Origin of the sequence: Sinorhizobium sp. NFACC03, from assembly GCF_900103435.1 — a bacterium.
Taxonomy (GTDB): domain Bacteria; phylum Pseudomonadota; class Alphaproteobacteria; order Rhizobiales; family Rhizobiaceae; genus Ensifer.
On sequence record NZ_FMXF01000002.1, the window covers coordinates 82,563 to 98,697 of the forward strand.

At 62.1% G+C, this 16,135-nt stretch carries 18 protein-coding genes; 16 read left to right on the top strand and 2 right to left on the bottom strand.

Annotated elements, in window-relative coordinates; translation table 11 throughout:
• The first annotated feature begins 38 nt into the window (after window positions 1–38).
• From BLU35_RS35905 to BLU35_RS05890, 16 genes are all read left to right on the top strand, one after another.
• On the top strand, window positions 39–215 hold the full coding sequence (locus BLU35_RS35905) for a hypothetical protein (RefSeq protein WP_199536396.1): 177 nt from the start codon (window positions 39–41) through the stop codon (window positions 213–215).
• A complete protein-coding gene (locus BLU35_RS05820; RefSeq protein ID WP_210185116.1) occupies window positions 167–844 on the top strand; it encodes a class I SAM-dependent methyltransferase in 678 nt (225 codons plus the stop codon). Before BLU35_RS35905 ends, BLU35_RS05820 begins: the two co-directional genes overlap by 49 nt.
• Window positions 845–1,390: 546 nt before the next feature.
• Window positions 1,391–2,281, top strand: a complete 891-nt coding sequence (locus BLU35_RS05825) for a VOC family protein (protein ID WP_093232378.1) — start codon at window positions 1,391–1,393, stop codon at window positions 2,279–2,281.
• A complete protein-coding gene (gene kdsA / locus BLU35_RS05830) occupies window positions 2,281–3,123 on the top strand; it encodes a 3-deoxy-8-phosphooctulonate synthase (protein WP_176907138.1) in 843 nt (280 codons plus the stop codon). Before BLU35_RS05825 ends, kdsA begins: the two co-directional genes overlap by 1 nt.
• Window positions 3,124–3,262: 139 nt before the next feature.
• Window positions 3,263–4,537 (top strand): phosphopyruvate hydratase, encoded by a 1,275-nt coding sequence (eno, locus tag BLU35_RS05835; protein WP_093232380.1) that lies wholly within the window; start codon window positions 3,263–3,265, stop codon window positions 4,535–4,537.
• A 173-nt stretch (window positions 4,538–4,710) separates the two neighbouring features.
• Complete coding sequence (locus tag BLU35_RS05840) at window positions 4,711–5,031, top strand: FtsB family cell division protein (RefSeq protein WP_057255656.1); 321 nt, start codon at window positions 4,711–4,713, stop codon at window positions 5,029–5,031.
• 136 nt (window positions 5,032–5,167) lie between these two features.
• Window positions 5,168–6,214 carry a pyruvate dehydrogenase (acetyl-transferring) E1 component subunit alpha gene (gene pdhA, locus BLU35_RS05845; protein ID WP_057255657.1) on the top strand — a complete coding sequence of 349 codons (1,047 nt, stop codon included), beginning with the start codon at window positions 5,168–5,170 and terminating at the stop codon, window positions 6,212–6,214.
• A gap of 17 nt (window positions 6,215–6,231) precedes the next feature.
• Window positions 6,232–7,602, top strand: a complete 1,371-nt coding sequence (locus BLU35_RS05850) for a pyruvate dehydrogenase complex E1 component subunit beta (protein ID WP_093232381.1) — start codon at window positions 6,232–6,234, stop codon at window positions 7,600–7,602.
• A 15-nt stretch (window positions 7,603–7,617) separates the two neighbouring features.
• The gene (locus BLU35_RS05855; RefSeq protein ID WP_093232382.1) at window positions 7,618–8,958 is read left to right on the top strand and encodes a pyruvate dehydrogenase complex dihydrolipoamide acetyltransferase; all 1,341 of its coding nucleotides are present in this window, start codon (window positions 7,618–7,620) and stop codon (window positions 8,956–8,958) included.
• A gap of 66 nt (window positions 8,959–9,024) precedes the next feature.
• Window positions 9,025–9,666, top strand: a complete 642-nt coding sequence (locus BLU35_RS05860) for an SGNH/GDSL hydrolase family protein (RefSeq protein ID WP_058320577.1) — start codon at window positions 9,025–9,027, stop codon at window positions 9,664–9,666.
• 2 nt (window positions 9,667–9,668) lie between these two features.
• Complete coding sequence (locus BLU35_RS05865) at window positions 9,669–10,250, top strand: GNAT family N-acetyltransferase (RefSeq protein ID WP_093232383.1); 582 nt, start codon at window positions 9,669–9,671, stop codon at window positions 10,248–10,250.
• An 18-nt stretch (window positions 10,251–10,268) separates the two neighbouring features.
• Window positions 10,269–11,714, top strand: a complete 1,446-nt coding sequence (gene lpdA / locus BLU35_RS05870; RefSeq protein WP_093232384.1) for a dihydrolipoyl dehydrogenase — start codon at window positions 10,269–10,271, stop codon at window positions 11,712–11,714.
• Window positions 11,715–11,888: 174 nt separating this feature from the next.
• Window positions 11,889–12,140, top strand: a complete 252-nt coding sequence (locus tag BLU35_RS05875) for a GlsB/YeaQ/YmgE family stress response membrane protein (RefSeq protein ID WP_058320579.1) — start codon at window positions 11,889–11,891, stop codon at window positions 12,138–12,140.
• Between the two features lie 122 nt (window positions 12,141–12,262).
• The gene (lipA, locus tag BLU35_RS05880) at window positions 12,263–13,231 is read left to right on the top strand and encodes a lipoyl synthase (RefSeq protein WP_057256065.1); all 969 of its coding nucleotides are present in this window, start codon (window positions 12,263–12,265) and stop codon (window positions 13,229–13,231) included.
• A gap of 161 nt (window positions 13,232–13,392) precedes the next feature.
• A complete protein-coding gene (locus tag BLU35_RS05885) occupies window positions 13,393–13,854 on the top strand; it encodes a hypothetical protein (RefSeq protein WP_353615018.1) in 462 nt (153 codons plus the stop codon).
• Window positions 13,855–13,953: 99 nt separating this feature from the next.
• A complete protein-coding gene (locus BLU35_RS05890) occupies window positions 13,954–14,403 on the top strand; it encodes a type II toxin-antitoxin system RatA family toxin (RefSeq protein WP_093232385.1) in 450 nt (149 codons plus the stop codon).
• On the opposite strand, the gene BLU35_RS05895 is transcribed toward BLU35_RS05890, so the two are convergent.
• Window positions 14,391–14,888: a CinA family protein gene (locus tag BLU35_RS05895; protein WP_093232386.1), complete on the bottom strand. Its 498-nt coding sequence runs from the start codon at window positions 14,886–14,888 to the stop codon at window positions 14,391–14,393. The two genes, BLU35_RS05890 and BLU35_RS05895, sit on opposite strands and share 13 nt — an antisense overlap.
• Complete coding sequence (locus BLU35_RS05900) at window positions 14,888–16,093, bottom strand: bifunctional 2-C-methyl-D-erythritol 4-phosphate cytidylyltransferase/2-C-methyl-D-erythritol 2,4-cyclodiphosphate synthase (protein ID WP_353615019.1); 1,206 nt, start codon at window positions 16,091–16,093, stop codon at window positions 14,888–14,890. The genes BLU35_RS05895 and BLU35_RS05900 overlap by 1 nt, the downstream gene beginning before the upstream one ends.
• Between the last annotated feature and the right edge of the window lie 42 nt (window positions 16,094–16,135).

Below are 16,135 nucleotides of genomic sequence, written 5' to 3' on the forward strand. Positions count from 1 at the left end.
TGAGCGGTCACATTTGGACAAGTTTCCAGGGACCGAACATGCAAGATAAATCCAGTCTCGATATCATCGATCACAACCGCCAGGCCTGGGACAGGCAGGCAAGTCAGCACTGCGAGTGGTCGCGGCCGGTAACGCGGGAAATGATCGCCGCGGCCCGTGAGGGGCATTGGCAGGCGCGGCTGACACCCGGCGATCTACCGAAGGGTGGCTGCTGAACGTTCGCGGCAAGAAGATCCTGTGCCTGGCTTCGGCCGGCGGCCAGCAGGCACCCATTCTTGCCGCGGCCGGTGCCGAGGTCACCGTCTTCGATATCTCTGAGGGCCAGCTCGACCAGGACCGGATCGTTGCCGAACGCGAGGGGCCGTCCCTGACGGTCGTGCAGGGCGACATGCGCGACCTATCGGTGTTCGCTGATGATACCTTCGATTTCGTCTTTCATCCGATCTCCAATCTCTACGTTCCGGACATCCAGTCGGTTTGGCGGGAATGCCACCGGGTGCTCAAGACGGGAGGTCGGCTGCTTGCCAGCTTTTTCAATCCGGTGGTTTTCGTTGGTGACCGGGATCCGAGCTATGCGGAAAACGGCCTCATTCGACCGGCCTACGCGCTGCCCTTTGCCGAGGCTGAGCATCTCGCTGCCGATGTGGTAAAATCCAAGATCGAACGCGGCGAGGCGCTGGTGTTCGGGCATAGCCTGGCCGGACAGATCGACGGTCAATTGCGGGCCGGCTTCGTGCTGGCGGGTTTCCACGAAGACTGGCAGCCCGCGCCACGCTTCCTGATCGACAGGTTCGTGCCGACCTTCATCGCCACCTGCGCCATCAAGAGCGATCTGCATCTTTGATGGGATTGGCCCGAGCGTGTTGTTCAGGCCGAAAACATAGGCGGAACGAGAATAACCGCAGCAACCGACGCGACGCTGCGGTTGCGGATACCGGCCCCTTTGCCGCCTTGTTACGTCGCGTTACTGTTACGTACTCGCCAAATCACCGGTTTCATTCTTTTCTGTTCGTCAGCGAAACTGGAAAGGGTCAATAGATATGCGCTTCATCGCTTCGTTGTTCGTACCGTTGGCGGTCGTGCTGGGGCTTGCGGGCTGTGCCACTACTTCCTCGACCAATACGACCTACGCGCAGCCCCAAATCTTCGCCCCCGGTCTCGGGGCGGGAAATACGGCCAACTCCACGGCGGCTCCGGGCTACTACTGAGGCCCTGGCAGCCCGGCACCATCAGGCAAGCATGACTCTGCGGCGGGCGCGGCCCGGCGCGGAGGGTTCCTGTTTGCGGCCTTTGTTTGGGCTCAAGCGGCCAATCGGCTCTGTGGCCGCCAGCCCGCTTGCATTCGCCGGCCAAAAGTTGCAAACAGCGGCGAACCATCAGGGAAAACGCCATGAGCCTCTCCAAGCGAACCACCCGCCCGCTCGATCACCTCGTGCTGCCGGTGGATACGCTTACGCAGGCACGGCGCCGCCTGTCTAATCTCGGCTTCACGGTCGCTGAGGATGCCCGCCACCCCTTCGGTACCGAAAACGCCTGCGTGTTCTTTTCCGATGGCACTTATCTCGAGCCGCTCGCCGTTGCTTCCCGCGAGGAATGCGAAGCCGCTGCACTTGAGGGCAATGCCTTTGTCGCTCGCGACCAGGCTTTCCGCTTCCGCCAGGGCCCGGAAGGTCTCTCGGCGCTGGTCTTCGGCACCGAGGATGCGGCGAGCGATCACATCCGCTTTCGGGCGCGCGGCATTTCCGGTGGCGACATGCTGGAGTTCTCGCGGCCGATGAAACTGCCGGATGGCCGTGAGGGATTGGGTTCCTTCCGCCTTGCCTTCGCGGCAGACCTGCGCTCGCCGGATCTCTTTCTCTTCAACTGTCAGCGTGTCCGGGCGCTGCCCACCGATCGGGCTGCGCTGGAGCAGCATGAAAACGGCGTGATCGGCATCTCCGAGGTGGTTCTGTCGGAAACCAACCCGACCGATTTCCAGTATCTACTTCAGGAAGCGGTCGATGAACGCGAGGTCGCAGCCCATTCCTTCGGCATGGATGTGTCGGCCACCAACGCCAAGATTTCGGTGCTGAACGCGGCCGGCATGGAAGCCTTCTTCGGCCGTTCGGTACGGGGTGCCGAGCGCGGCCTGCGTTGTCGCGCCATCGTCTTCCGCGTCGCCGACCTCGAGGCGACGCGTGCACTGTTTGCTGAGAACGATATCGAATTTGCAGAAATGGGCGGGCGCCTCATTGTTCCCGAAATGCCGGGGCAAGGGGTGATCTTTGCTTTTGGAGCTTGATGATGAAAACCAATGCCAGAGTAGTAGTCGGCAACGGCGGCCATGAGGTCGCCTTCGCGCAAACCGAGAAGCTGTCGCTGATCGCCGGCCCCTGCCAGATGGAGAGCCGCGAGCACGCCTTCATGATGGCGGGCGCGCTCTCCGAACTCTGCAAGAAGCTCGATCTCGGCCTCGTCTACAAGTCCTCCTTCGACAAGGCGAACCGCACATCGCTCTCCGGCAAGCGCGGCATCGGCCTGGATAAGGCGATGGAAATCTTTGCCGACCTCAAGAAGGAGTTCGGCTTTCCGGTCCTGACCGACGTGCACACCGAAGAGCAGTGCGCTCTCGTCGCCGAGACGGTCGACATCCTGCAGATCCCCGCATTCCTGTCGCGCCAGACGGACCTCTTGGTCGCGGCGGCCAAGACCGGCCGGGCAATCAACGTCAAGAAGGGCCAGTTCCTCGCCCCCTGGGACATGAAGAACGTACTGGCGAAATTCACCGAGAGCGGCAACCCGAATGTCATGCTCTGCGAGCGCGGCGCCTCCTTCGGCTACAACACGCTCGTGTCCGACATGCGCTCGCTGCCGATCATGGCTTCCCTCGGCGCACCCATCGTTTTCGATGCAACCCATTCCGTGCAGCAGCCGGGCGGGCAGGGCGGCTCTTCGGGCGGCCAGCGTGAATTCGTCGAGACCTTGGCGCGCGCCGCCGTCGCGGTCGGTGTCGCCGGTGTGTTCGTCGAGACGCACGAAGATCCGGACAACGCGCCGTCGGACGGTCCGAACATGGTGCACCTGAAAGACATGCCGCGGCTGCTCGAAAAGCTGCTCGCCTTCGACGCGATCGCCAAGGGCTGAGCCATCAGCGGCGCTTCGTGAAATTTTCATGAACCGCAATGGCGCGAACGGTTTTGCATCTTGCGCGCCATTGAAATTTCGAGGCCTTGGCGTATGACAGGCCCCGACCATTCCACCGTCCTCAAGCAGGGAAGAGATCATGACTGCAATCATCGACATCATCGGCCGAGAAATTCTGGACAGCCGCGGCAACCCGACCGTCGAGGTCGACGTGTACCTGGAAGACGGAAGCTTCGGCCGTGCGGCGGTCCCGTCGGGCGCCTCGACCGGTGCGCATGAGGCTGTCGAGCTGCGCGATGGTGGTACGCGCTACCTCGGCAAGGGCGTCGAGCGCGCCGTAGAAGCCGTCAATGGCGAGATCTTCGAAGCGATCGGCGGTCTCGATGCCGAGAACCAGATCCAGATCGACAAGACCATGATCGAACTCGACGGCACGTCGAATAAGTCGCGCCTCGGCGCCAACGCCATCCTCGGCGTGTCGCTTGCGGTCGCCAAGGCTGCGGCCGAAGCGGCCGGCCTGCCGCTCTACCGTTACGTCGGCGGCCCGAACGCCCACGTGCTTCCGGTTCCGATGATGAACATCATCAACGGCGGCGCCCATGCCGACAATCCGATCGACTTCCAGGAATTCATGATCGTTCCGGTTGGTGCCGATACGATGCGCGATGCGGTCCGCATGGGCTCGGAAGTGTTCCACACGCTGAAGAAGCAGCTTGCAGCCGACGGCCACAACACCAATGTCGGTGACGAAGGCGGTTTCGCTCCGGGCCTCGCTTCCGCTCCGGCAGCGATCGACTTCATCATGAAGTCGATCGAGAAGGCCGGCTACAAGCCGGGCGAAGACATGTTCGTCGCGCTTGATTGCGCCGCGACCGAATTCTTCAAGGACGGCAAGTACGTGCTCGAAGGCGAAGGCCGCACGCTGGAGCCGGGCGCAATGGCTGAATACCTGGCGGAACTCGCTGCCAAGTACCCGATCTTCTCGATCGAAGACGGCATGGCGGAAGACGACTGGGACGGCTGGAAGGCCGTGACCGACCTCATCGGCAACAAGTGCCAGCTCGTCGGCGACGACCTGTTCGTCACCAACTCGGCGCGCCTGCGCGACGGCATCAAGATGGGTGTCGCCAACTCGATCCTCGTCAAGGTCAACCAGATCGGCTCGCTCTCCGAGACGCTCGACGCCGTCGAGACCGCACACAAGGCGCGCTACACCGCCGTCATGTCGCACCGCTCGGGCGAAACCGAAGACGCCACGATCGCTGATCTCGCGGTTGCCACCAACTGCGGCCAGATCAAGACCGGTTCGCTCGCCCGTTCGGACCGGCTCGCCAAGTACAACCAGCTGATCCGCATCGAAGAGCAACTCGGCCTGCAGGCCACCTACGCCGGCCGTTCGATCCTGCGCGGCTGATCCTGTAGCGCCGCGCGTCTTTTCAGACGCGCAAAGGTCGCTGTAGCTGACAAACGAAGCCCGCCCACGTTCCCACGTGGGCGGGTTTCTGTTTTCCTGCCATTCATGGTCAACGGTCGGTTAATCAATCGACGCTAGTCTCATTTCCGTAATGCGTATCAGGGCGTGAATGGATGTGGACACGGCATCATAAGAAACGGAAACTGGGCCGGCTGGTTATGCCGTTGATCGCGGTCGCCTTTCTCTCTTACTTCGGCTATCATTCCATCCACGGCGGCTATGGCTTGAAGGCGACGGAGCAATTCGATCGCCAGATCGTCGAGCGGCAGGCGCGGCTGGATAAGCTCACGAAGCAGCGGATGATCCTTGAAAAAGAGGTCCAACTGATGAGTGATGGGTCGCTGGAACGGGACATGCTGGATGAAAAAGCTCGCCTCGCGCTGAACATGTCGCGAAGTGACGAGATCGTTATTTTTCACCGCCCCGAAAATTAACTTGAATTCAGTTAATTAAAATTTGTGAAGCAAATTCAATTGTTTGCGTGGAATGCGAGCCATGCAAATATGGCATTGCTGTGGCGCTTTTCTTTCCCTATGGTAACCGCCAAAGGCTAACCATTGGGAGGAATGAATGGCTCCGCGAAAAACCGCGTCCGTCTCCAGCCGTAAGGCCGCCGCAAAGCCGGCCAAGAAGGACTTCAACGGCGGCACCATCGCCGATTTCACCAAAGAAGATGACCTGAAGGCTTACCGCGAAATGCTGCTCATCCGGCGTTTCGAGGAAAAGGCCGGCCAGCTCTATGGCATGGGTTTCATCGGCGGCTTCTGTCACCTCTACATCGGCCAGGAGGCTGTTGTCGTCGGCATGCAGATGGCACTGAAAGACGGTGATCAGGTTATCACCGCCTATCGTGACCATGGCCACATGCTGGCCTGCGGCATGAGCGCTCGTGGCGTCATGGCCGAACTTACCGGTCGTCGCAGCGGTCTTTCCAAGGGGAAGGGCGGCTCGATGCACATGTTCTCCAAGGAAAAGCACTTCTACGGCGGTCACGGCATCGTCGGCGCCCAGGTTTCGCTTGGTACCGGCCTTGCATTCGCAAACCGCTATCGCGGCAACGACAATGTCAGCGTCGCCTATTTCGGTGACGGCGCTGCCAACCAGGGTCAGGTCTACGAAAGCTTCAACATGGCGCAGCTGTGGAAGCTGCCGGTGATCTACGTGATCGAGAACAACCGCTACGCCATGGGTACGGCAGTATCGCGCGCCTCGGCCCAGACCGACTTTTCGCAGCGCGGCGTTTCCTTCAACATTCCGGGCTTCCAGGTCGACGGCATGGACGTTCGCGCCGTCAAGGCGGCCGCCGACGAGGCCGTCGAGTATTGCCGTTCCGGCAAGGGCCCGATCATCCTCGAAATGCAGACCTACCGTTATCGTGGTCACTCCATGTCCGACCCGGCGAAATACCGCTCGAAGGACGAAGTGCAGAAGATGCGGTCGGAACACGACCCGATTGAGCAGGTGAAAGCCCGTCTGACCGAAAAGGGCTGGGCGAGCGAAGACGAGCTGAAGCAGATCGACAAGGATGTCCGCGATATCGTTGCTGACAGCGCCGATTTCGCCCAGGCCGATCCGGAGCCGGATGCATCCGAGCTCTACACCGACATCCTGCTTTGATCCGGGGAGGGACAAACATGCCAGTAGAAATTCTTATGCCCGCCCTTTCCCCGACGATGGAGGAAGGCACGCTCTCGAAATGGCTGAAGAACGAGGGGGACAAGGTGTCCTCCGGCGACGTCATCGCCGAAATCGAGACGGACAAGGCGACGATGGAAGTCGAAGCCGTCGACGAAGGCACGATCGGCAAGCTGTTGATTGCCGCCGGCACCGAGGGCGTCAAGGTCAACACGCCGATCGCCGTGTTGCTGCAGGACGGCGAAGCGGCAGGCGATATCGCCGCTCCGAAGGCCGAAGCGCCGAAGGCGGCAGCCACTGGGGCTCCGGCTGCGTCCGCGCCGGCTCCGGTTGCAGCCCAGCCGAAGGTTGAAGTTGCCGCCGATCCGGCAATCCCGGCCGGCACCGAAATGGTGACGATGACCGTTCGCGAAGCGCTTCGCGACGCCATGGCCGAAGAAATGCGCTTGAGCGACGACGTTTTCGTCATGGGCGAAGAAGTCGCCGAGTACCAGGGCGCCTACAAGATCACCCAAGGCCTGTTGCAGGAATTCGGTTCGCGTCGCGTCATCGACACCCCGATCACCGAGCACGGCTTTGCCGGTGTCGGCGTCGGCGCTGCCATGACCGGCCTTCGCCCGATCGTCGAGTTCATGACCTTCAACTTCGCCATGCAGGCGATCGACCAGATCATCAACTCCGCTGCCAAGACGCTCTACATGTCCGGCGGCCAGATGGGCGCGCCGATCGTCTTCCGCGGCCCGAGCGGTGCCGCTGCCCGCGTGGCTGCCCAGCACTCGCAGTGCTATGCCGCCTGGTACAGCCATATCCCCGGCCTCAAGGTCGTCATGCCCTATACGGCAGCCGACGCCAAGGGGCTGCTGAAGGCCGCGATCCGCGACCCGAACCCGGTCATCTTCCTCGAAAACGAAATCCTCTACGGTCACTCCTTTGAAGTGCCGAAGCTTGACGATTTCGTGCTGCCGATCGGCAAAGCCCGCATCCACAAGGTCGGCAAGGACGCAACTATCGTCTCCTTCGGCATCGGTATGACCTATGCGGTCAAGGCGGTTGCTGAACTCGAAGCCCAGGGCATCGACGTCGAGCTTATCGACCTGCGTACCATCCGTCCGATGGACCTGCCGACGGTCATCGAATCGGTCAAGAAGACCGGTCGCCTCGTCACCGTCGAAGAAGGCTACCCGCAGTCGTCCGTCGGTACCGAGATCGCGACCCGCGTCATGCAGCAGGCATTCGATTACCTTGACGCTCCGATCCTGACGATCGCCGGCAAGGATGTGCCGATGCCTTACGCCGCGAACCTCGAGAAGCTCGCGCTTCCGAACGTTGCTGAAGTCGTCGATGCGGTGAAAGCCGTTTGCTACAAATAAGGGGAGGGTTCTTCGATGCCTATCAACATCACAATGCCGGCCCTCTCTCCGACGATGGAAGAAGGCAATCTGGCCAAGTGGCTGGTCAAGGAAGGCGACAAGGTCAAGTCCGGTGACGTGATTGCCGAGATCGAGACCGACAAGGCGACGATGGAAGTCGAAGCCGTCGACGAAGGCACCGTCGCCAAGATCGTCGTTCCCGCCGGCACCGATGGCGTCAAGGTCAATGCGCTGATCGCCGTTCTCGCCGCAGATGGCGAGGATGTTGCTGCCGCTGCAAAGGGTGGCAACGGCGCAGCCGCACCGGCTCCCGCGGCCAAGGCGGAAGCGCCGGCACCGGTAGCGCCGAGCGCTCCGGCTGCGGCTCCTGCCGCTGCTCCGGCTCCGGTTGCAGCCCAGCCGGCGAAGTCCGAAGGCGCTCGCGTCTTCTCCTCGCCGCTCGCCCGTCGTCTGGCCAAGGACGCCGGCATCGACCTGTCGGCAATCGCCGGCACAGGCCCGCATGGTCGCGTCGTCAAGAAGGACGTTGAGACTGCCGTTGCCGGTGGCACCGCGAAGCCTGCAACCGCACCGGTTACCGGCACTGCCGCTCCCGCGGCCGCACCGCTTGCCAAGGGCCCGTCGGACGATGCCGTTCTCAAGCTCTTCGAGCCGGGCTCTTACGAGCTCATACCGCATGACGGCATGCGCAAGACGATCGCCAAGCGCCTGGTCGAATCCAAGCAGACGATCCCGCACTTCTACGTGTCGCTCGACTGCGAGCTCGACGCGCTTCTTGCACTGCGCGCCCAGCTCAATGCCGCTGCTCCGGAGCAGGGCGGCAAGCCGGTCTACAAGCTCTCCGTAAACGACATGGTCATCAAGGCCCTGGCGCTTGCGCTGCGCGACGTTCCGAATGCGAACGTCTCCTGGACCGAGAGCAACATGGTCAAGCACAAGCACGCTGACGTCGGCGTTGCCGTGTCGATCCCGGGCGGCCTGATCACCCCGATCGTGCGCCAGGCGGAGCTGAAGAGCCTGTCTGCCATCTCCAACGAGATGAAGGACCTCGGCCAGCGCGCCAAGGACCGCAAGCTGAAGCCCGAGGAGTACCAGGGCGGCACCACGGCGGTCTCCAACATGGGCATGATGGGCGTCAAGAACTTCGCCGCCGTCGTCAATCCGCCGCATGCCACGATCCTCGCGGTCGGTGCGGGCGAGGAGCGCGTCGTCGTCAAGAACAAGCAGATGGTCATCGCCAATGTCATGACCGTTACGCTCTCGACCGACCATCGCTGCGTCGACGGAGCGCTCGGCGCCGAACTGCTCGGAGCCTTCAAGCGCTACATCGAAAACCCGATGGGCATGCTGGTCTGAGTTGGATAGGGACCGGCCTTCGGGCCGGTCCGTTCCTTTTCGCGCAGTCGAAGGCGGGCCCGGACGATGAAAACAGTTCTCTGCTATGGCGACAGTCTGACCTGGGGCTACGATGCCGCGGATGGCGGCCGTCACGCGTTTGCCGATCGCTGGCCGAGCGTGTTGCAGAAGGCGCTGGGCTCGGGCGTTCAGGTCATCGCCGAGGGACTGAACGGTCGCACGACCGCCTATGACGACCATCTCGCCGATTGCGACCGCAACGGCGCAAAAGTGCTGCCGACGGTGCTGCACAGTCATGCGCCGCTCGATCTGATCATTCTTCTTCTCGGCGCCAACGATATGAAGCCGGTGATCCACGGAACCGCTTTCGGCGCCGTGAAGGGCATCCAGCGTCTCATCACGCTCGTGCGCCGGCATGACTGGCCGGTCGAAGACGAGGGTGGGCCAGAAATCCTGATCGTCTCGCCGCCGATGCTCTGCGAAACGGCCAATGCCGCCTTCGGCGCGATGTACGCCGGCGGTGTCGAGCAGTCGGCGATGCTGGCACCGCTCTATCGCGATCTCGCCGACGAACTCGATTGCGGCTTCTTCGATGCCGGATCGGTCGCTCAGACCACGCCGCTCGATGGTGTGCATCTCGATGCCGAGAATACGCGTGCGATCGGCCGGGGTCTCGAACCGGTCGTGCGGATGATGCTTGGGGTCTAGGGATGGTGGGGGGCGTCACCATTCGTCCGGCGGAAAAGCGCGAGGCGGCCGACCTCGCCATCCTCGTCGATATCGCCGCGCATGGCTTTGCCTCCTGGCTCTGGTACGGCGCCGTTCTTCATGGGGTGACGGATACGGCCTTCGAGCGTGGCCGCAACAAGCTGCGCGAAGAGCCCGGGCCTGGAAACTGGCGCGACGCTCTCGTTGCTGACGTTGATGATGAGGTTGCCGGCCTGACGGTCGGTTATTCGATCGGTCCGGAAGTGCTGGAGATCGTTCCCAAGCATCCGGTTCTGGAACCCTTGCTGGCACTGCAGAGGCAGATCGTCGGTCACTGGTTCATCGAGAGCCTCGGCGTCTATCGCCATCAGCGCCGCCGCGGAATCGGCAGCGCGCTCCTGGCAAAGGAATTCGAACGCGCCGGATCGGCGCCGGTGAGCCTGATCACCGAAAGCCACAACGACAGGGCCCAGGCATTATACAGAGCAAACGGTTTCGGCGAGGCAGCGCGCGCCGGGGCGGTTCCGCTCTTTGAGGAAAGCAAGAAACACGACTGGGTGCTGTTCACCCGCAAGGTCGCTTGAGACAAAGGCAGGAAACATATGGCTGAGAATTACGACGTCATCGTCATCGGTTCGGGTCCAGGGGGCTATATCGCCGCCATCCGTGCGGCGCAGTTGGGTCTCAAGACCGCGGTCGTCGAGCGCGAGCATCTGGCCGGCATCTGCTCCAACTGGGGCTGCATCCCGACCAAGGCGCTGCTGCGCTCCGCCGAAGTGCTGCACTACGCCCAGCATCCGGGTGCCTATGGCGTCAAGATCGAAGGCACGGTAACGCCGGACCTGAAGGCGATCGTCGCACGCTCGCGCGGCATTGCCGAACGCATGAACGGCGGCGTCGGCTTCCTGATGAAGAAAAACAAGGTCGATGTGATCTGGGGCGAAGCAAAGCTGACAAAGCCCGGCGAGATCGTCGTCGGTAAATCGACGAAGCCGGTCGTCCAGCCGCAGGCGCCGCTGCCGAAGAACACCAAGGGCGAGGGCACCTACACCGCCAAGCACATCATCATCGCGACCGGCGCCCGGCCGCGCGCGCTTCCGGGCATCGAGCCCGATGGCAAGCTGATCTGGACCTATTTCGAGGCCATGAAGCCTGAGGAAATGCCGAAGTCGCTGCTGGTCATGGGCTCGGGCGCGATCGGCATCGAGTTCGCCTCGTTCTACCGCACCATGGGCGTTGACGTAACGGTTGTCGAAGTCATGTCGACCGTGATGCCGGTCGAGGACGCCGAAATATCCGGCGTTGCCAAGAAGCAGTTCGAAAAGCAGGGCATGAAGATCCATCTCGAAGCCAAGGTGACGAAGGTCGAGAAGGGCGCGAACTCGATCACAGCCCATGTCGAAATGAAGGACGGCAAGGTCGAAAAGATCACCGCGGACCGGATGATCTCCGCCGTTGGCGTGCAGGCCAATGTCGAGAATATCGGTCTTGAGGCGCTCGGCGTGAAGACCGATCGCGGCTTCATCGCCATCGATGGTTACGGCAAGACCAATGTGCCGGGCATCTACGCCATCGGTGACGTCGCCGGCCCGCCGATGCTCGCCCACAAGGCCGAGCACGAGGCCGTGATCTGCGTCGAAAAGATCGCCGGCCTGCCGAATGTGCACCCGATGGACAAGCTGAAGATCCCGGGCTGCACCTATTGCCATCCGCAGGTCGCCTCCGTCGGCCTCACCGAAGCCAAGGCCAAGGAGCTCGGCCGCGATATCCGCGTCGGCCGCTTCCCGTTCGTTGCCAACGGCAAGGCAATCGCGCTCGGCGAGGACCAGGGTCTCGTCAAGACCATCTTCGACAAGAAGACCGGTGAGCTGCTCGGCGCCCATATGGTCGGGGCCGAAGTCACCGAGCTCATCCAGGGCTTCGTCGTCGCGATGAACCTCGAGACGACAGAAGAAGACCTGATGCACACGATCTTCCCGCATCCGACGATTTCGGAGACGATCAAGGAAAGCGTGCTCGACGCCTACGGCCGCGCGCTCAACGCCTAAAGCCCCGTATAATTCCTTAAATCGACATCGATTTAAGGAAAAAATTGTAGGGCATTCAAAGGGTTACAGCGACCTTTGCGCGTCCTTCGAGACGCGCGGCGCTGTATCCTCGCCGGAACTTTTGATAGGCTTCGGCATTGAGAATGGCCTCGTTTTCAATGCACGGAGATCAAAATGAGCGTTAACGGCGTCGGCATTCTGGCTGCGATCATCATTGGCGGTTTGGCCGGGTGGCTCGCGGAGAGGTTCATGAACAGCGAAATGGGTCTGTTCATGAACATACTGCTCGGCATCATCGGCGCGGTGGTGCTGAATTTTATCCTGGCGGCCTTCGGCATGGCTTTTGCCGGCTGGGTCGCCTATCTGGTCATCGGCTTTATCGGCGCCTGCCTGCTGATTGCCGTTGGTCGCGCCGTCAAACGATAGCCTGCCGGGCCATTTGCGCTTCCGTCGGGCGAGACGGCCTGACATTTCCCGTCGGGCCGTCTATATAGAGCGAAAATGGGTCATCCGGCCTGATGCCGGCCCGCCGCGACGAGGAAGACAGTATGGTAACGGTATTCGATGCCGTCTCTGACCGGGCGCAACGCGTCCGCCACCCGGAAAAGGCCCACAAGCCCGACACCGAAGTCATGCGCAAGCCGGAGTGGATCCGCGTCAAGGCGCCGATGTCTAAGGGATATCAGGAGACGCGTTCGATCGTGAAGAGCAACAAGCTCGTCACTGTTTGCGAAGAAGCGGGCTGCCCGAACATCGGCGAATGCTGGGACAAGAAGCACGCCACCTTCATGATCATGGGCGAGATCTGTACCCGGGCATGCGCCTTCTGCAATGTCGCGACCGGCAAGCCAAATGCGCTCGATCTCGAAGAGCCGGCGAACATCGCCAAGGCCGTCAAGCAGATGGGCCTCAGCCACGTCGTCATCACCTCGGTCGACCGCGACGACCTGGAAGATGGCGGCGCCGAGCACTTCGAGAAGGTGATCTGGGCGATCCGCGAAGCGTCCCCGGCAACGACCATCGAAATCCTGACGCCGGACTTCCTGAAGAAGCCGGGTGCACTGGAGCGCGTCGTCGCTGCCAAGCCTGACGTCTTCAACCACAATATGGAAACCGTACCGGGCAACTATCTGACGGTCCGTCCGGGTGCGCGCTACTTCCACTCCGTCCGTCTGTTGCAGCGCGTGAAGGAACTGGACCCGACGATGTTCACCAAGTCGGGCATCATGGTCGGCCTCGGCGAAGAGCGCAACGAAGTGCTGCAGCTGATGGACGACCTGCGCACCGCGGATGTCGACTTCCTGACGATCGGCCAGTACCTGCAGCCGACGCGCAAGCACCACAAGGTCGAGAAGTTCGTGACCCCCGAGGAGTTCAAGTCCTACGAGACCGTCGCCTACACCAAGGGCTTCCTCATGGTCTCCTCGAGCCCGCTGACGCGCTCGTCGCACCATGCCGGCGACGACTTCGCCCGCCTCAGGGCAGCGCGTGAGAAGAAGCTGCAGGCTGCCGAGTAAGACGGAAACAGGTTCTCAAAAAACGATCGGCTCCGGCGCTTGCGCCGGAGTTTTTGTTTTGGGGAGGGCGTCGGAGCGACAACTGGCCGCTCGCGCCAGGCTTGCATCCTCCGATCCAATCACCTAACGGCTGTCACTGGAGGAGGCGAGCCGATGCCGCGATGCATGAGCAACTGGGACGAGGCGGCGACGCATCTCAAGAATGCGCAGCGTATTCTGGTGATCGGCTGTTCCGGCAGCGGCAAGAGCACGCTTTCCCGGCAACTGTCCGAACAGTTCGGTTTGCCGCATCTGGCGATGGATCGGGAATTCTTCTGGTTGCCGGGGTGGAGGCTGCGGCCGAGGCAGGAAATGCTTGCCCTGATCTCGAAGGCTGCTGCTGGCGAACGCTGGATCATGGATGGTACCAGTCCGAAGACGCTGCCGCTCCGCTTGCCACGCACACACGTGGTGATCTGGATGCGGCCGCCGCGCTGGTGCGCGGTGTGCTCTGGCGCTGGTTCGCCCATTGGAAAAAGACCCGCCCGGATATGGCCGACGATTGTCCGGAGAAGGGCGATCTCGATTTCCTTCGCTACATCTGGAACTTCGAGCGCAGGGATGCGGTTGAGATCGAGGCATAGCTTGCCGGTCATGCCAACCTGCCGGTTCTCGTGTTGAAATCGCACGCGGTAACGGCGTTACTACTTGCGAAGATAAGGCGGGGCGACTAGCTCTCGATCATGCCGCATTTCGAAACCAACCACGTCGTCAAGCATACCGCCGATCAGATGTTCGATCTCGTTGCCGATGTCGAGCACTATCCCGCATTCCTGCCGCTCTGCGAGGCACTGACAGTGCGCACGCGCAAGGAGCGCGACGGCAAGGTGTTGCTGTTGGCCGACATGACCGTCGGCTACAAGGCGATCCGCGAGACCTTCACGACGCAGGTGCTGTTGAACAAGGACGAGCGCGTGATCGAGGTCAAGTACATCGACGGGCCGTTCAAATATCTCGACAACCGCTGGCGCTTCGAACCCGCGGGCGAGGGGCAGTCGATCGTGCATTTCTACATCGACTACGAGTTCAAGAGCCGCATTCTCGGCGCGTTGATGGGATCGATGTTCGACCGGGCCTTCCGCATGTTCTCCGACGCCTTCGAAAAGCGCGCCGACAGCATCTATACGGTCTGAGCGATTTCCGTGAGCATGTCGAGCGCGGTGCGGACGGTCGCAAGCCGGATGCCGCTGCGGCCGATATCGCCGTAGCGCATCTCCCGATGCAGCATCGCGCCGTTTCGCCCTGATGCCGCAAGGTGCACGAGCCCGACCGGCTTTTCGGCCGAACCGCCGCTGGGACCCGCAATGCCCGTGACGGCAACGGCGAAATCCGCTGCCGAATGGGAGATGGCGCCACGCGCCATTTCGATTGCTGTCTCCCGCGAAACGGCGCCATGGGCCGCAAGGGTGGCGGTCTCGACGTCGAGCATCGCGACCTTCGCATCGTTGGAATAGGTGACGAAGCCGCGATCGACGACCGCGGACGAACCGGAAATTTCGGTCAGCGCCCCGGCGATCAGGCCGCCGGTGCAGGATTCGGCGGTGGCGACTTTGAGGTCCCGCGCCGTGAACTTGGCGATGATCTCATCGGCTTTGACTTCGATATCGGCGGGCCACATTACGAAAGGCTCCCATAGACGACGGTGGCCGTGGCGATGGCGGCGATGCCCTCGTCGCGGCCGACAAAGCCGAGACGTTCGTTCGTCGTTGCCTTGACCGAGCAGCGGTCGAGCGAGATGCCCAGCATCTCCGCAAGCTTTTCGCGCATCGTCAGGCGATGCGGGCCGACCTTCGGTGCCTCCGCGATCAGAGAAACGTCCGCATTGGTGATGATGCCGCCGCGCTCGCGCACGATCCGTGCGGCATGTTCAAGGAAGATGCGCGACGGCGCGCCCTTCCATTGCGGGTCGGACGGCGGAAAATGGTCGCCGATGTCGCCGGCGCCACAGGTGGCAAGCAGCGCGTCGGTGAGCGCATGCAGCGCCACATCGGCATCGGAATGGCCGGAGAGTTTTTTCGTGTGCGGAATGAAGACACCGCAGAGCGTGACGCCGTCGCCCTCGATGAGCTGGTGTACATCGTAACCGTTGCCGGTGCGCACATCAGGCAGGGCGGTGCGCTTGAGTTTCTCGTCGGCCATGGCGATATCCCTTCTCAGCGTAAGCTTGACGTTGTCGACCGTGCCCTCCACTAGGACGACCTTGAGGCCGGCCCATTCGGCGATCGAGGCATCGTCCGTAAAATCGGTACGGCCGCTCTTGGCTGCATCCCGGTGGGCGGCAAGAATGGCCGGAAGATCAAAGGTCTGCGGTGTTTGCGCGCCATAGAGACCGTCGCGCGGCACCGTCTCCAGTACGACGCCATCCTTGCCCCCGCGCTTTAGCGTGTCGGCAACGGCAACCGCCGGCAACACGGCTTTGACCTTGCCACCGAGCGCCGCTGCGCAGCGCGAAAGCAACGGGTGATCGGCAAAGGGACGGACCGCATCGTGGATCATCACATGACCGACGCCAGTTTCAGTGAGGGCTTCGAGACCCGCGAGCACGGAGATCTGCCGGGTCGCGCCACCATGGACGATGATCACATCGCCGACGACTGAGCGTTTGCATGCGGCATCGAACAGGGCCTCGTCGTCCGGATGGATGACGACGACGATCGGGCCAGCGCCCGGCCATGTCGCGAAAGTGTCAAGCGTATGGGCGATAACGGGGCGGCCGCCGATGGTTCGGTACTGCTTTGGGCCTTCGGCGGATTGCCCGGCACGTTCGCCGCGTCCGGCTGCAACGATCACCACGCCGCACTTAAGCTGTTCTTGAGGCTGCATCTTCTGTATGAGGTCCCGCATTCGCCGATCTTCGCGGTGATG

Bases quoted from the DNA above. Each gene is read 5' to 3' on its own strand.
- BLU35_RS35905 (WP_199536396.1), top strand. From the start codon at position 39: ATGCAAGATAAATCCAGTCTCGATATCATCGATCACAACCGCCAGGCC.
- BLU35_RS05825 (WP_093232378.1), top strand. From the start codon at position 1,391: ATGAGCCTCTCCAAGCGAACCACCCGCCCGCTCGATCACCTCGTGCTG.
- kdsA (WP_176907138.1), top strand. From the start codon at position 2,281: ATGATGAAAACCAATGCCAGAGTAGTAGTCGGCAACGGCGGCCATGAG.
- eno (WP_093232380.1), top strand. From the start codon at position 3,263: ATGACTGCAATCATCGACATCATCGGCCGAGAAATTCTGGACAGCCGC.
- BLU35_RS05840 (WP_057255656.1), top strand. From the start codon at position 4,711: ATGTGGACACGGCATCATAAGAAACGGAAACTGGGCCGGCTGGTTATG.
- pdhA (WP_057255657.1), top strand. From the start codon at position 5,168: ATGGCTCCGCGAAAAACCGCGTCCGTCTCCAGCCGTAAGGCCGCCGCA.
- BLU35_RS05850 (WP_093232381.1), top strand. From the start codon at position 6,232: ATGCCAGTAGAAATTCTTATGCCCGCCCTTTCCCCGACGATGGAGGAA.
- BLU35_RS05855 (WP_093232382.1), top strand. From the start codon at position 7,618: ATGCCTATCAACATCACAATGCCGGCCCTCTCTCCGACGATGGAAGAA.
- BLU35_RS05860 (WP_058320577.1), top strand. From the start codon at position 9,025: ATGAAAACAGTTCTCTGCTATGGCGACAGTCTGACCTGGGGCTACGAT.
- BLU35_RS05865 (WP_093232383.1), top strand. From the start codon at position 9,669: ATGGTGGGGGGCGTCACCATTCGTCCGGCGGAAAAGCGCGAGGCGGCC.
- lpdA (WP_093232384.1), top strand. From the start codon at position 10,269: ATGGCTGAGAATTACGACGTCATCGTCATCGGTTCGGGTCCAGGGGGC.
- BLU35_RS05875 (WP_058320579.1), top strand. From the start codon at position 11,889: ATGAGCGTTAACGGCGTCGGCATTCTGGCTGCGATCATCATTGGCGGT.
- lipA (WP_057256065.1), top strand. From the start codon at position 12,263: ATGGTAACGGTATTCGATGCCGTCTCTGACCGGGCGCAACGCGTCCGC.
- BLU35_RS05885 (WP_353615018.1), top strand. From the start codon at position 13,393: ATGCATGAGCAACTGGGACGAGGCGGCGACGCATCTCAAGAATGCGCA.
- BLU35_RS05890 (WP_093232385.1), top strand. From the start codon at position 13,954: ATGCCGCATTTCGAAACCAACCACGTCGTCAAGCATACCGCCGATCAG.
- BLU35_RS05895 (WP_093232386.1), bottom strand. From the start codon at position 14,888: ATGTGGCCCGCCGATATCGAAGTCAAAGCCGATGAGATCATCGCCAAG.
- BLU35_RS05900 (WP_353615019.1), bottom strand. From the start codon at position 16,093: ATGCAGCCTCAAGAACAGCTTAAGTGCGGCGTGGTGATCGTTGCAGCC.